Below are 13,438 nucleotides of genomic sequence, written 5' to 3'. Positions count from 1 at the left end.
GACGCTGTGGCCGGGCTTCACCTTCGAGTTCCGCAGAATAACCAGGAACTTCGATCTCGATGCGTACCGTAGCGTCGCTACCGCAGACCTGCCCTCCGGACCGTCGGCGACCAACTCCGCCGGCAACAACACAGACAAGGTGTCCGCACGATGAGCACATTCACAGGCAAGGTGGCAGTCGTCACCGGCGCGGGCTCGGGAATCGGCCGCGCCCTGGCCCTCGAACTGGCCGGCCGCGGAGCGAAGTTGGCATTGTCCGACGTCGACACCGCCGGACTCGACGAAACGGTTCGACGAGTCGAGGCGTTGGGCGCCGAGGTCAAGTCGGACTTCTTGGATGTGTCCCAGCGCGAGACCGTGCTGGATTACGCCGAGGCCGTCGTCGCGCATTTCGGCAAGGTCAACCAGATCTACAACAACGCCGGTATCGCGTACCACGGTGACGTGGACAAGTCCTCGTTCAAGGACATCGAGCGCATCGTCGACGTCGATTTCTGGGGAGTCGTCAACGGCACCAAGGCATTTCTGCCGCACATCCAGGCCTCCGGCGACGGCCACATCATCAACATCTCCAGCCTGTTCGGCCTGCTCGCCATGCCGTCCCAGTCGGCGTACAACGCGGCGAAGTTCGCCGTCCGCGGGTTCAGTGAATCGCTGCGGATGGAGATGTTGATCTCCAAGGCACCGGTGAAGGTGACCGTGGTGCACCCCGGTGGCATCAAGACCGCCATCGCCCGCAACGCGACCGTCGCCGAGAACTTCGATCAGGCCGACGTGGCCAAGTTCTTCGACAGCAAGCTCGCCAAGACCACCCCGATCGACGCGGCCAAGACCATCCTCAAGGGCGTCGAGAAGGGCAAGGGCCGGGTGCTCATCGGGTCCGACGCCATCGCCCTCGATCTGTTGCAGCGCATCACCGGCTCTCGCTACCAGGGCCTGATCGCCGCGGTGTCCAAGCGCGCGCTGCCGCGTACGAAGAAGTAGGCGAGCCCGTGAAGTCCTTCTACGTTCCCCTGCCGATCGTCGCGGCAGCACTCAAGCCCTTCTATCGCCTGGCGCTGAATCCGCGTCTGTCGTTCCGAGCGCAGCGGGCCCTGCTCGAGGCGGCGGCTCCGGCGCAGACTCTTCCGCACGGAACCGTCGCGCAGAAGTTGACGCTCGCCGGACGGCGAGCGGAGCGCATCACCGTCGGGGCAACCGAACGCGACACCGCGATTCTGTACCTGCACGGCGGCGCGTACACGATCGGTTCGATCAACACGCACCGGTCGTTGGCCGCGCATCTGGCGCGGGAATCGGCCAGCGCCGTCTACGTGCTCGACTACCGGTTGGCCCCGGAGAACCCGTACCCGGCCGGTCTGGACGACGCCGTGGCGGCGTTCCGCGAGCTGGTCCGCGTGCACGGATTCACCGCGGACCGCATCGCCATCGCAGGCGATTCCGCCGGTGGAGGTCTGACGGTCGCCACCGCCCGGCGTCTGGTGGACGACGGCACCAGCCCGGCCGCCCTCGGCCTGATCTCGCCCTGGGTCGATCCCGGTGCGCGCGACGCCGCCAAGGACCGCGATCTCGTGGTCAACACCGGCTGGTCCTACAGCTCGGCCGACGCCTATCTGGGTGCGGGCGATCCACTCGACCAGGGCTTCGCACCGCTGCTGGGCAACCTCGACGGACTGCCTCCGACCGTCATGCACGTCGGCACCGACGAGGTGCTGTACGCGCAGATCACCGCGTTCGCGGACAAGCTGCGATCGTCGGGCGTCGAGCTCGAGCACGTGGAATACAAGAAGCTCTGGCACGTGGCTCATCTACAGGCGTCGATCCTGCGGGAGGCGGCTCAGGCCGTCCATCACATGGGCTCGTACCTGGGCCGCAAGGTCAGGGCAACGCAGACGGGCACAGTGTCACAGGTTGCGCTCACCGAGCCAGCGGCCGGCGACCTCGCCTGACGGAACGCCGTTGCGGACCTCGCCGATCATGTCGGCGAGGTCCGCAGTCGTCAGCTCCCCCGCCACCACGGAAAAGGACCTCACAGCACTCTCGCTGAGCACTCCGTCGACGTAGAGCGGAACCACGTTCTGCGCGGGATACACATGATCGTCGTCGGGCAGCGTGGTCAGATCCTTCGCCAACGGGCCGAACGAGGCGGTGCGAATCGCGAGTACGTCGACCTCCCCGGCGTTCAACCCGTCGACGGCGGACTGCGCATCGGCATACGGAGTGATATCGGTGAACGACGCCCCTGTGAACGTGGGACTCTTCGTGCCTTCGGCAATGACGTCCATGGGATCGACCTGGCCGTCCACGATTCCCACGGTCTTTTCCTCACGCCCCAGGAAGTCGGTCACCGTCTCGTCGCCCGATTCACTGTCCGACGCCACCGCAATGGCAAGTCGATCCTCGGCGGTGGCGTAATCCCCCACCGACAACCCGGCCGGCAGTGATCGGTTCAGTTCGGTGTACACGTCCTCGGCCTCGGTTGCCGCAGACAGAGTGTCGAAGGTGCGCAGCAGTTCTCCGGTGAGATCGGGAACCATCGTCACCTCACCGCGGTCCAGTGCCGCGAGGTAGTCGGCTCGGTCTCCCAGGTCGTCCTTCACCTCGACGTCCGCTCCCGTCGACCGCAGTCCACCGGCGTAGATCTGCGCGAGCAGACGCGACAGATCCGAGCTGCCTGCTCCGACGACGACGGCCGCGCCGGCAGGGTCGGTCGACGCGCCCGCACTGCAACCGCCGACCAGTCCGGCGATCGACATCACCAGGGCTGCTGCCAGAACCGACGATCGCACTGTCATTTTCTCCTGTTCACTGCCCGGGTGGTTTACCGATCTCGGCCGCGGGGCACTAGTGCGAACGAGACGGTAGTCGAACCAACCTTATGGGCACGCTGAATTCGACTACCATCCCGAGCAGCCCGAGTCCTGGTTTCGACGATGCCCCCGCAGCCCGGTGGCGGCGGTCGGCGATGGGTAGGACTGTGCCCGAACCGATGGAAGGACACCATGACCACCTCCCGAATCACGCGCGCGTTCTCCGCTCCGAGGGCAGTGGCCGCCGTAGCCGCACTCGCTCTCTCGGTCACCGCTCTGACCGCCTGCGGCGGAAATTCGGATCCACTGTCCAGCGGTGGCGGCGAGAGCAACAGCGACACCAACTCGATCATCGTCGGCTCGGCCAACTTCCCCGAGTCCGAGACCGTGGCGAACATCTACGCCGAGGCTCTGCGCGCCAACGGTTTCGAGGTGAGCACCAAGCTCAACATCGGCAGCCGTGAGGCCTACATTCCGGCAGTGCGAGACGGGTCGATCGACCTGATCCCCGACTACACCGGCAACCTGCTGCAGTACTTGGACGAATCCGCGACCGCCACGTCCTCCGAGGACGTCCTGGCCGCGCTACCCGCGGCTCTGGGCGACGACCTCACCGTGACGGCGCAGGCACCGGGCGAGGACAAGGACGCCGTCGTCGTCACGCGTCAGACCGCCACCGAGCGCAACCTCACCACCATCGGCGATCTCGCCCCGTTCTCCTCCGAGGTGACCTTCGCCGGTACCCCGGAATTCCAGGAACGCGTCGGCGGCCTGCCCGGTCTGCGAGACAAGTACGGCCTGGACATCTCACCCGGCAACTACATCCCGATCTCCGACGGCGGCGGCCCGGCGACGGTCGAGGCCCTCGTCTCCGGACAGGTCGTCGCCGCGGACATCTTCACCACCGCCCCCTCGATCGCACAGAACGATCTGGTCGTCCTCGAGGATCCGGAGAACAACTTCGCGGCCCAGAACATCATTCCGGTGCTGCGTAAAGCCAAGCAGTCCGACAAGCTCACTCAGGTGCTCGACGCCGTGTCGGCGCAGATCACCACCGAGGAGCTGATTGCGCTGAACACGCGAGTGTCCGGTGACGAGAAGGTCGAGCCCGCGGCAGCAGCAGCGGATTGGGTCCAGGACAAGGGTCTGGATCAGCCGGTCAGCTGATGATCACCTTCGAGAGCATCAACAAGACGTATCCGGACGGCACCACTGCCGTCGACTCGCTGGACCTGGTGATCGAGCCACACTCGTTCACCGTGTTCGTGGGGCCGTCCGGCTGCGGCAAGACCACCTCGATGCGAATGATCAATCGCATGATCACGCCCACCTCGGGCGTCATCACGGTCGACGGGCGCAACATCGCAGACATCGACGCGGTGAAGCTGCGCCGCGGCATCGGATACGTCATCCAGAGTGCCGGGTTGCTGCCGCACCGGACCGTCGTCGACAACGTCGCCACGGTGCCGGTACTCAACGGCGAATCGCGTCGCGCAGCACGCACAGCCGCGCTCGACGTTCTCGAGCGCGTCGGCCTCGACCCGGCATTCGCCTCGCGCTACCCGGCGCAACTGTCCGGCGGGCAGCAACAGCGTGTGGGCGTCGCCCGGGCGCTTGCCGCAGACCCGCCGATCCTGCTGATGGACGAGCCCTTCAGCGCGGTCGACCCGGTGGTTCGGGAGGAACTGCAGATCGAGATGCTGCGACTGCAGGCCGATCTGAAGAAGACGATCGTGTTCGTCACCCACGACATCGACGAGGCCGTACGGCTCGGTGATCGCATCGCCGTGTTCGGACCCCAGGGCCGATTGCAGCAGTACGACAAGCCGGAAACCGTACTCGCCTCCCCGGCAACGTCCTTCGTGGCGTCGTTCGTCGGTCGCGATCGTGGCTACCGCGGCCTGTCGTTTCGATCGGCACAGTCGGTGACCATGCACCCCATCCATACGGCTACCGAGGACGAGATCCACGGTCTGAGGCTGGACCAGGGGCAGTGGGTCCTCGTCGTCGATGGGCAGCGCCGTCCACTCGGATGGATCGACGCGACCGGAGTCGAGAAGGTGCGCGAAGGCCGGAGCATCGACGAGAGCACGGCGGCGGGCGGCTCCCTGTTCCTCGAGGGCGGCGATCTGCGTCAGGCACTCGACTCGGCGATCTCCTCGCCGTCGGGGATCGGTGTCGCGGTCGATGCATCCGGGGCGGCCGTGGGTAGCGTCGACGGGGCTGAGATACTCGAAAACCTTGCTGCACAACGCAAGTCGGAGGACTCCGAACGCAACCGGCACCACTTCCTCACTACCGGGGACAACGAACAGTGACCTGGCTGCTGGACAACTTCGATGTGGTTCTCGGCTACACGAAGACTCACCTGTATCTCTCGCTCGTCCCGCTGCTCATCGGACTGTTGATCGCCATCCCGTTGGGTACCGTCATTCGCAACACCCGTTGGGTTCGCCGAATCACGTTGACGGTGGCCAGTATTGCCTTCACGCTTCCGTCGCTGGCTTTGTTCGTCACCATCCCCGCGATCGTCGGTCTGCCCGTTCTCGATCCGTTGAACGTGGTGATCGCGCTGGCGGTGTACTCGACCGCGCTGCTCGTGCGCGCAGTACCCGAGGCACTCGATTCGGTGCCGTTCGCCGTGGTCGATTCCGCCGAGGCGATGGGCTACTCGACACTGCGGAGAGCAGTGACCGTCGAACTGCCACTGGCACTTCCGGTACTCATCGCCAACATCAGGGTCGTCGCGGTCACGAACATCTCGTTGGTCTCGGTGGGCTCGGTGATCGGCATCGGCGGCCTCGGCCAGCTGTTCACCCAGGGCTACCAGCGTGACTATCCCGATCAGATTTTCGCGGGCATCATCTCGATCGTGTTCCTGGCGTTGATCTTCGACGCGGCCCTGTACCTGCTGGGGCGTCGTCTCACCCCGTGGACGCGGCTGAGCACAGGCTCGTCGAAGAAGAAGGCACGCGCATGAATCTCTTCTCCGAGGCGTTCTCGTACATTCTCGACGGCGGAAATTGGGCCGGTCCCACGGGAATCGGCGCACGGCTGATCGAACACATGTGGTACAGCCTGTTGGCAGTGTTGCTCTCGGCTGCCGTCGCGGTTCCGGTCGGTCTGCTCATCGGTCACCTGCGCCGCGGTGAGGCCGTCATCGTCGGGCTCGTCAACGCGCTGCGGTCGCTGCCGACCCTCGGCATTCTCGTGTTTCTGGTTCTGGTGATCGGGTTGGGCCTGATCCCGCCGATCATCGCATTGGTGCTGCTGGGCATTCCTCCGCTGTTGGCCGGCACGTACTCCAGCATCGCGAACGTCGACGCCAACGTCGTCGACGCCGCCCGGGCGATGGGGATGACCGAAACCCAAGTGCTGTTTCGCGTCGAGATCCCCAACGCTCTGCCCCTGATCCTCGGCGGGTTGCGCAACACCACACTGCAGATCATCGCCACCGCGACCATCGCGGCCTACGTCAACCTCGGCGGGCTCGGCCGTTACATCTTCGACGGGCTCGCGCTCTACGACTACGGCCGCGTTCTGGTCGGCGCGATTCTGGTGGCGCTGCTGACCCTGATCGTCGACGGTCTGCTCGCCCTCGCCGTGTGGGCGTCCGTCCCGGGAACCGGTCGCCTGCGGCGGATGCCGACCGGACTCGCGAAGGTCTGACTCGAGCCACGACGAAAGACACCGGCGAACCGCAGGCCCGGGTGGGGCCGGGTTCGCCGGTGTTTTCTTTCCGTTTTCCTACGCGACGCCCTCGGCTCGCGCTGCTGCCGCAACTGCGTCCGCAACGGCCGGGGCGACACGAGGATCGAGTGGGCTGGGCACGATTTTGTCCGCAGCCAACTCGTCGCCGAGAACCGAGAGGATTGCCTCGGCAGCGGCGAGCTTCATGCCTTCGGTGATGCGGCGGGCACCTGCGTCGAGCGCGCCCTTGAACACACCGGGGAAGGCGAGAACATTGTTGATCTGGTTCGGGAAGTCGCTGCGTCCGGTTGCCACGATGGCGGCGTACTTCCTCGCCACCTCCGGATGGATCTCCGGATCCGGGTTGGACAGCGCGAACACGATGGAGTCCGCGGCCATCGAGGCGATGTAGCTCTCGTCGACCTTGCCCGCGGACAGACCGAGGAACACGTCGGCTCCGGCCAGGGCGTCGACCGCTCCGCCGGCCAGTGCACGGGGGTTGGTGCGCGCGGCGAGGTCGGCCTTGACGCTGGTGAGATCCTGGCGATCGGAACAGACGATCCCCCGCGAGTCCAGCACCACCACGTCCCGGATGCCGGCCAGGAGGAGCATGTTGGCGCACGCCGCACCTGCTGCCCCGGCTCCGGAGATGACGACCTTCAGTTCGGAGGTGCTCCGGCCCTGCACCTTCGCGGCCCCGTTGAGCGCGGCGAGGACGACGATGGCGGTGCCGTGTTGGTCGTCGTGCATGACCGGGCATTCGAGCGCCTCGATGACGCGGCGTTCGATCTCGAAGCAGCGCGGTGCCGAGATGTCTTCGAGGTTGACGGCACCGAAGCTGTGCCGCATCCGCACGATGGTCTCGACGATCTCGTCGACGTCGTTGGTGTCGAGCACGATCGGGATGGAGTCGAGGCCCGCGAACTTCTTGAACAGTGCGGCCTTGCCTTCCATCACCGGCAACGACGCGCGCGGACCGATATCGCCCAGGCCGAGCACTGCGGAACCGTCGGAGATGACGGCGACGAGGCGATCGGTCCAGGTGTATCGCTTGGCCAGCGCGGGTTCGGCGGCGATGGCGCGGCTGACCTGGGCCACTCCTGGGGTGTAGGCGATAGAGAGATCGCGCTGGGTCTCGAGCGGTGCCGCCAACTCGACCGACAGCTTTCCGCCGAGGTGCCCGGCGAAGATCTCCTCGTCGGTGATTCCGGCGGGAAGGGCCGGCGTTGTGGGTGTTGCTGCGGTGTCTTCGACTGCCGTCACGGTGAAAGCTCCTCGCACTGTCGACCTCGACCGGCGAGGCGACGAAATGTCAACGAAGTGAGTGGTGGAAATGAGGGCCGTCGGAGTGCGCCAGTGCTGGCTGCAAACTGCCGAGAGCGTGTCTCGCATGTGAGGCGGGTGCGCCTGCACGATCAGCGATGGGCTGTAGCCCTGTCGGTGCCCCAGTGTGCCACATCGCAACCCCACCTGACCACAGAGTCAGAAGAGAGCAGATCTCGGGGCCACCACCGCTTCTACTGCCACCACCGCTTCTACTGCCACCACTGTGTCCACAGGACGAGGCCGGTGGCGACGAAGACCACGATCGCCCCGAGGACGGCCGAGAATCCGCGACGGTGATCGGTGACGCGCTGCGCGAACACGGCAACGATCGCCGCGACGATGTGTGCGGCGACCGACAGACCGCCAGGACCGGGGAATCCGCGGGAGTGCCCCAGATACTGCGTGACGGCGACGCCGATGGCGAGCACCACCAGTCCTGCGGTGACGATGCCGCTGAGCCCGCGCAGGAATCGGAGCCCGAACGATCCCCCGGTCATCCGCCGGCCACGAATCCGCGAACAGAATCCGCGATCAGCTGCACCGCGATGGCGGCGAGCAACAGACCGGCGATGCGGGCCAACAGCGAGATGCCGCCCTCTCCGAGGAGCCGGATCAGCGCCGTCGAGAACCGCAGCACCAGGAAGAACAGCACGTGAATGGTGATGATGCCCAACGCAATTGCCAGGAACGAACCGGCGTCACCGTCGGCCTGGCTGACGTAGACGATCACCGCGGCGATGGCACCGGGGCCGGCCATGAGCGGAGTCCCGAGCGGCACGAGCGCGACGTTGACGTCCTCCGCGGCGGTGTCTCCGCCCGCGCCCTTTCCGGTGAGCAGTGACAACGCGATGAGCAGCAGCAACAACCCACCTGCGCCCTGCAGTGCCGGAATGCCGATGTGCAGGTAGCTCAGGATCGCTTGGCCGCCGATCGCGAACACCGAGATGACGGTCAGTGAGACGGCGGGAGCCTGCCACGCGGCCTTGTTGCGTTCTTCTTTGCTCTTGCGGCCCACCAGCGACAGGAACACGGGGATCGCGCCCGGTGGGTCCATGATGACGAACAGGGTGATGAGCACCGTCAGGTAGAGCGTCACGTCGAATGTCATGGGCGTGCCGCCGCGACGAGACGGTCGTATTGCTCTGGGGCCGTGGTGTATTCGCCCAGTTTCACCGTCTTGTTGGTGCCGTGGTAGTCCGAGGATCCGGTGACGATCAGGTCCAGTTCGGCAGCGAGATCGGCCATCACCGCGGTGTCCTGCGGCGAGTGGTCCATGTGATGCACTTCCACTCCCCCGAGACCGCGCGCTGCGAGTTCGCGAATGTGATCGAGGTCGAGGATGCGACCGCGGGCACGAGCTCTGGCGTGCGCGAGCACACTGACACCGCCTGCCGCGGCGATCATGTCCACCGCGACCTCGAGGGGGGTGTCCACCTTCTCGACGTAGTACTTGCCGCTCGTCGCCAACGGACCGGCGAACGCAGCGTCCATGTTCGGAACGTAGCCGGCGTCGATCAGCGCGCGACCCAGGTGCGGTCGTCCGGCTGCCGCTCCGGCCGAGGCCAGCACCGCGTCGGGATCGATGGGCAGACCGTCCGCCGCCATCTTCTCGGCGATGGCACGCAATCGAGTGACCCGCTCGCCGCGCAACCGTGCGCGCTCGCCCGCGAAGGCCGCGTTCGCCGGGTCGAACAGATACGCCAGCAGATGCACCGGAACCGGCTCGCCGTCCTCGCCTCGCCCGGTGCAGGAGAGTTCCATGCCGCGCACCAGCGTGAGGCCGGACGGCAAAGCGGCGGCCGCTTCGTCCCACCCCGAGGTGGTGTCGTGGTCGGTCAGAGCCACCACCGACAGTCCCGCCTCGGCTGCGGCGCGGACCAGCTCGGCCGGGCTGTCGGTGCCGTCGGACGCCGTCGAGTGGGTGTGGAGATCGATGAGCACCTGCACAGTGTTCCAGGCCCACTCCGTCGTCGTTTTGCTGGCGTACGATTGCCCGCCATGCCGTCCCTTCCACCACGCCCGTCGCTGCCGTCACTGCATCGACGTTCGGCCAAGGCCGGTCCCGAGCCGATACCGCGCATTCCGGTGCCCACGGCCCGGGCGATCGTCGACTGCGCGGTCTACGTCGACGGGGCTCGACTGCCCGGGAGATTCACGCACACCTCGGCCATCGCGGAGGTCCGCGCCCGCGGCGAGGGATTCGTGTGGGTCGGTCTGCATGCACCCGACGAACACCAGATGAGCGCGATCGCCCAGTGTTACGGCCTGCACGAGCTGATGGTCGAGGACACCGTGCACGCCCATCAGAGGCCCAAGCTCGAGCGCTACGACGACGTCGCATTCCTGGTGCTGCGCACGGTGAAGTACGTCGAGCACGAGTCGGTGACGACGGCCAACGAGATCGTCGAGAGCGGCGAGATCATGGTGATGGTCGGCCGCGACTTCGTCATCACCGTCCGGCACGGGGAGCATTCGGGGTTGGCCGGTGTGCGTCAGCGCCTCGAAGCGAACCCGGAACAGCTCGCGCTCGGTCCGTCGGCGGTACTGCACGCGGTGGCCGACCACGTCGTCGACGAGTATCTCGCGGTGACCGACTCGATCGAGCGAGACGTCGACGGCATGGAGGAGGAAGTGTTCTCGCCGCACCACCACGTGCCCATCGAGAACATCTATCTCCTCAAGCGGGAGGTCGTCGAGCTGCGCCGGTCGGTGACACCACTGTCGACGCCGTTGGCGCGTCTGGTGCAGGAGCCGAGCGTCCCCAAGGCGGTGCGACGCTACCTGCGCGACGTGCAGGACCATCAGACGACCGTCGCCGAACGTATCTCCGAGTACGACGAGGTGCTCAGCTCATTGGTCGACGCCGCGCTGGCGCGAGTGACGATGCAGCAGAACCTGGACATGCGCAAGATCTCGTCGTGGGTGGCGATCGCCGCTGTGCCGACGATGGTCGCGGGCATCTACGGGATGAATTTCGACAACATGCCCGAGTTGCACTGGACGTACGGCTATCACCTGATGGTCGCGGTCGTGTTGTGCGTGTGTATCGGACTGTGGCGGACGTTCCACAAGAACGACTGGCTCTAGCGACCTTTCGCAGATTGGACAACGTCCAACAGAGTCCGACGGTCGTTGGTGATTACCCCGACCCCTTCCGGGTCACGATCCCGCCGGTCCTGACCGGATGAGACTGCAGAAGTTCTGCATCTCCGTCCGGAAGGGATCGATGAGAATCCGCTCACTGGTACTGGCCGTCGCGATCATGACCGTCTGCGCGCCGGGTACAGCTCATGCCGGGTCGAACCCCGATCTCGGTCCCGTGCTCACCGTCGATCCGGCCGCCCTCGACCACGCCCTCACGTGCACCACCGATCTGCACGACGCCACCCGCGATCCGGTCCTGCTCACCCCGGCCTTCGCCACCGATCAGCAATCGTTCGGTTGGAACTATCTGCAGTCACTGCCCGCCGCTGGGATACCGGTGTGCAGCCTCTCGCTTCCCGACGAGGGCTACGGAGACCTGCAGGTCGCCGCCCAGTACGTGGTGCATGCGGTCCGCACCATGGCAGCCGACAGCGGTCGCCGAGTCGTCCTGATGGGTCACCAGCACGGTCCACTCGACGAGCTGTGGGCGTTGACGTTCTGGCCGGATCTGCCCGAACTGGTGTCGGACTTCATCTCGCTCGCCACCCCGTACAACGGCACCGACTCGGCGCGCTCGGGATGCGACGACTCGCACGAATGCCCGCCGGCGAACTGGCAGATCGCCACCGGATCGAAGTTCCTCACCGCACTGGCGGCGCGTCCGTTGCCCGCGGGGCCCAGCTACACCTCGATCTATACGAAGTTCGACCAATTGATCTACCCGCAACCGCACGCCAGCACCCTCGCCGGGGCCGCCAACATCGCCGTCCAGGACGTCTGCCCGCTCCGGCCCGTCGAACATTTCAACATCATCGGCGACAACGTCGCCTTTCATCTCGTCCTCGACGCGCTCGAACACGACGGACCTGCTGTGCGCGAACGCATCTCGGACGACCTGTGTTTCACCACCACGATGCCGAACCTGCGTTACGACGCGGATGCCGCGATCACCGGACTGAAGTACCTGGCCGAGGTGCCTCTGCACCTCATCTTCGATTCCGTCACCGCCGAACCGGAATTGGCGTCCTACGCGCGATGACTTCTCGTCAGAGACTGGCCGCAGATCGATTCGGATCGCGCACGTCGATCCCTGCCTCGGTCCAGGCCTCCCGCAGGGCCGCGGCACCGCGTAGACGCACCCACGCGGCCTCGGTGCCGGTCAACGGCACTGCGGCCAGAAAGCGAACCGGATCGTAGGGCTCGGGCAGCGTCAGATCGGCGACATCGCTCTCGCCCAGCAGCACTGCGGTGAACGGCGCGTTGGTCCACAGCGGCTCGCCCAGGTCGAGCAGCGCGTCCTCGACGAGTACGACGCCCTCCACCGCGGGAGAGGCAGCGAGCACGGCCAGGGACTTGTGCACGCCCGACGCCACGCCTGCTCCACCGCGCAGAGTCAGCACCAGTTCGGCTCGGGGGCCGCGCGAGGGATCGGCGACGAGTTCGTTGGGGTCGGCCATTGGGTGACGAGAACAGCCGAGACTGACGTACCGGACCACGTCGGAGTCCGCGCCGAATCTCAGCACGTCCAGTGACTCGAGGCCGAGGAACGTCACCGACGCCGACGACGGATTCTCGTCGCCGATCTCGGTCACCAGATGTGCGCGTACCGCTTCGATGACACTGTCGCTCACCTGACCCATCCAACACCACCGATGCCCGAGAAGTCCGTTCGGAGGTACCACCGCACCGGAGGTGGGTACCGTCGTACCCGTGGTCTCCGTTCTCGCAGTTGCCGACGAAACGATCGAATCCCTGTGGAGTCCGCAGGTGAAGTCGCTCGCAGTCGACCTGATCCTCGGCGCGGGCGACCTCCCGTTCGATTACCTCGAGTACCTCACCGACGCGCTGAACGCACCGTGTGTGTTCGTGCCGGGCAATCACGACGCGGACCTCACCGGGTACTCGGCCGGGCGCGCGGGGTGGATGCGTGCCGGGCTGCCCGCCACCTGGCCCGGACCGGTCGGTGCCGTCAACGTCGATCGTCGCATCGTGTCGGCGGCAGGCCTCCGGATCGCCGGGCTCGGCGGGTCCATCCGCTACAACGGTGGGCCCAATCAGTGGACCCAACGGCAGCAGCGACGTCGATCACGAACGCTGACCCGAACGTTCGCGTGGCATCGCAACGTGCGCAAGGACCTTCGGCCCGTCGACATTCTGCTCACCCACAGTCCACCGCTCGGCGTCGGCGACGACACCGATCCGGCGCACATCGGTTTCGACTGTCTGGACGAGGTGACGCGTCGACTCTCCCCACAGTTGTTGTTGCACGGCCACATTCATCCGCACGGTCACACCCCGGACGACCTGTCCCTGCACGGCGCGGCGGTGATCAACACCGTCGGATACACCCTCCTCGAGATCGAACCGGGCGGCGAGAGACCGGATTTCGAGACACCCAAGATCGTGAGGCGCAGACATGGCACGTGACACCGGATTTCCGGCCGCCGACGCGGAGAACGACTTCACCC

15 protein-coding genes are annotated in these 13,438 nt (G+C 66.1%); 9 read left to right on the top strand and 6 right to left on the bottom strand.

What is annotated here, in order from left to right:
* Window positions 1–150: 150 nt before the first annotated feature.
* Window positions 151–984, top strand: a complete 834-nt coding sequence (locus A2J02_RS21205) for an SDR family NAD(P)-dependent oxidoreductase (RefSeq protein WP_068053168.1) — start codon at window positions 151–153, stop codon at window positions 982–984.
* Window positions 985–992: 8 nt separating this feature from the next.
* Complete coding sequence (locus A2J02_RS21200) at window positions 993–1,949, top strand: alpha/beta hydrolase (protein ID WP_068053165.1); 957 nt, start codon at window positions 993–995, stop codon at window positions 1,947–1,949.
* Here the strand turns inward: A2J02_RS21200 and A2J02_RS21195 are convergent.
* Entirely contained in the window at window positions 1,905–2,795 is an 891-nt protein-coding gene (locus A2J02_RS21195) for a glycine betaine ABC transporter substrate-binding protein (RefSeq protein ID WP_068053162.1), read from the bottom strand. The genes A2J02_RS21200 and A2J02_RS21195 overlap by 45 nt on opposite strands.
* Window positions 2,796–3,002: 207 nt before the next feature.
* On the opposite strand from A2J02_RS21195, the gene A2J02_RS21190 reads away from it, so the two are divergent.
* Genes A2J02_RS21190 through A2J02_RS21175 form a run of 4 tightly spaced genes read left to right on the top strand, consistent with a single transcriptional unit; the run spans window position 3,003 to window position 6,479 of the window.
* The gene (locus tag A2J02_RS21190; RefSeq protein ID WP_068053159.1) at window positions 3,003–3,977 is read left to right on the top strand and encodes an ABC transporter substrate-binding protein; all 975 of its coding nucleotides are present in this window, start codon (window positions 3,003–3,005) and stop codon (window positions 3,975–3,977) included.
* On the top strand, window positions 3,977–5,128 hold the full coding sequence (locus A2J02_RS21185) for an ABC transporter ATP-binding protein (protein ID WP_068053157.1): 1,152 nt from the start codon (window positions 3,977–3,979) through the stop codon (window positions 5,126–5,128). Before A2J02_RS21190 ends, A2J02_RS21185 begins: the two co-directional genes overlap by 1 nt.
* Entirely contained in the window at window positions 5,125–5,790 is a 666-nt protein-coding gene (locus A2J02_RS21180; RefSeq protein WP_068053154.1) for an ABC transporter permease, read from the top strand. The genes A2J02_RS21185 and A2J02_RS21180 overlap by 4 nt, the downstream gene beginning before the upstream one ends.
* Complete coding sequence (locus A2J02_RS21175) at window positions 5,787–6,479, top strand: ABC transporter permease (RefSeq protein WP_068053153.1); 693 nt, start codon at window positions 5,787–5,789, stop codon at window positions 6,477–6,479. Before A2J02_RS21180 ends, A2J02_RS21175 begins: the two co-directional genes overlap by 4 nt.
* Window positions 6,480–6,557: 78 nt before the next feature.
* Here A2J02_RS21175 and A2J02_RS21170 read toward each other — a convergent pair whose 3' ends face one another.
* From A2J02_RS21170 to A2J02_RS21155, 4 genes are all read right to left on the bottom strand, one after another.
* Window positions 6,558–7,763: an NAD(P)-dependent malic enzyme gene (locus A2J02_RS21170; RefSeq protein WP_068053149.1), complete on the bottom strand. Its 1,206-nt coding sequence runs from the start codon at window positions 7,761–7,763 to the stop codon at window positions 6,558–6,560.
* 272 nt (window positions 7,764–8,035) lie between these two features.
* The gene (locus A2J02_RS21165) at window positions 8,036–8,323 is read right to left on the bottom strand and encodes a hypothetical protein (RefSeq protein ID WP_068053146.1); all 288 of its coding nucleotides are present in this window, start codon (window positions 8,321–8,323) and stop codon (window positions 8,036–8,038) included.
* A complete protein-coding gene (locus tag A2J02_RS21160; RefSeq protein ID WP_068053143.1) occupies window positions 8,320–8,934 on the bottom strand; it encodes a MarC family protein in 615 nt (204 codons plus the stop codon). Before A2J02_RS21160 ends, A2J02_RS21165 begins: the two co-directional genes overlap by 4 nt.
* Window positions 8,931–9,767, bottom strand: a complete 837-nt coding sequence (locus A2J02_RS21155; RefSeq protein ID WP_068053180.1) for a PHP domain-containing protein — start codon at window positions 9,765–9,767, stop codon at window positions 8,931–8,933. The genes A2J02_RS21160 and A2J02_RS21155 overlap by 4 nt, the downstream gene beginning before the upstream one ends.
* Before the next feature lie 57 nt (window positions 9,768–9,824).
* On the opposite strand from A2J02_RS21155, the gene A2J02_RS21150 reads away from it, so the two are divergent.
* Both A2J02_RS21150 and A2J02_RS21145 read left to right on the top strand, forming a co-directional pair.
* Window positions 9,825–10,913 (top strand): magnesium and cobalt transport protein CorA, encoded by a 1,089-nt coding sequence (locus A2J02_RS21150; RefSeq protein ID WP_068053140.1) that lies wholly within the window; start codon window positions 9,825–9,827, stop codon window positions 10,911–10,913.
* 139 nt (window positions 10,914–11,052) lie between these two features.
* Window positions 11,053–12,009 (top strand): lipase, encoded by a 957-nt coding sequence (locus tag A2J02_RS21145; protein WP_068053177.1) that lies wholly within the window; start codon window positions 11,053–11,055, stop codon window positions 12,007–12,009.
* Between the two features lie 7 nt (window positions 12,010–12,016).
* On the opposite strand, the gene A2J02_RS21140 is transcribed toward A2J02_RS21145, so the two are convergent.
* Window positions 12,017–12,610 carry a suppressor of fused domain protein gene (locus tag A2J02_RS21140; protein WP_082898958.1) on the bottom strand — a complete coding sequence of 198 codons (594 nt, stop codon included), beginning with the start codon at window positions 12,608–12,610 and terminating at the stop codon, window positions 12,017–12,019.
* 70 nt (window positions 12,611–12,680) lie between these two features.
* On the opposite strand from A2J02_RS21140, the gene A2J02_RS21135 reads away from it, so the two are divergent.
* Window positions 12,681–13,397: a metallophosphoesterase family protein gene (locus A2J02_RS21135; protein WP_068053171.1), complete on the top strand. Its 717-nt coding sequence runs from the start codon at window positions 12,681–12,683 to the stop codon at window positions 13,395–13,397.
* Window positions 13,398–13,438: the final 41 nt, after the last annotated feature.

This window comes from Rhodococcus sp. EPR-147 (assembly GCF_001647185.1).
Classification (GTDB): Bacteria; Actinomycetota; Actinomycetes; order Mycobacteriales; family Mycobacteriaceae; genus Rhodococcoides.
The sequence above is the reverse complement of the archived record's forward strand: the minus strand, read 5'-3'. Positions and strand labels throughout refer to the sequence as shown.

Excerpts from the sequence above, each read along its gene's own strand:
- A2J02_RS21205 (WP_068053168.1), top strand. The coding sequence starts at position 151 with ATGAGCACATTCACAGGCAAGGTGGCAGTCGTCACCGGCGCGGGCTCG.
- A2J02_RS21195 (WP_068053162.1), bottom strand. The coding sequence starts at position 2,795 with ATGACAGTGCGATCGTCGGTTCTGGCAGCAGCCCTGGTGATGTCGATC.
- A2J02_RS21190 (WP_068053159.1), top strand. The coding sequence starts at position 3,003 with ATGACCACCTCCCGAATCACGCGCGCGTTCTCCGCTCCGAGGGCAGTG.
- A2J02_RS21185 (WP_068053157.1), top strand. The coding sequence starts at position 3,977 with ATGATCACCTTCGAGAGCATCAACAAGACGTATCCGGACGGCACCACT.
- A2J02_RS21175 (WP_068053153.1), top strand. The coding sequence starts at position 5,787 with ATGAATCTCTTCTCCGAGGCGTTCTCGTACATTCTCGACGGCGGAAAT.
- A2J02_RS21165 (WP_068053146.1), bottom strand. The coding sequence starts at position 8,323 with ATGACCGGGGGATCGTTCGGGCTCCGATTCCTGCGCGGGCTCAGCGGC.
- A2J02_RS21160 (WP_068053143.1), bottom strand. The coding sequence starts at position 8,934 with ATGACATTCGACGTGACGCTCTACCTGACGGTGCTCATCACCCTGTTC.
- A2J02_RS21150 (WP_068053140.1), top strand. The coding sequence starts at position 9,825 with ATGCCGTCCCTTCCACCACGCCCGTCGCTGCCGTCACTGCATCGACGT.
- A2J02_RS21145 (WP_068053177.1), top strand. The coding sequence starts at position 11,053 with ATGAGAATCCGCTCACTGGTACTGGCCGTCGCGATCATGACCGTCTGC.
- A2J02_RS21140 (WP_082898958.1), bottom strand. The coding sequence starts at position 12,610 with ATGGGTCAGGTGAGCGACAGTGTCATCGAAGCGGTACGCGCACATCTG.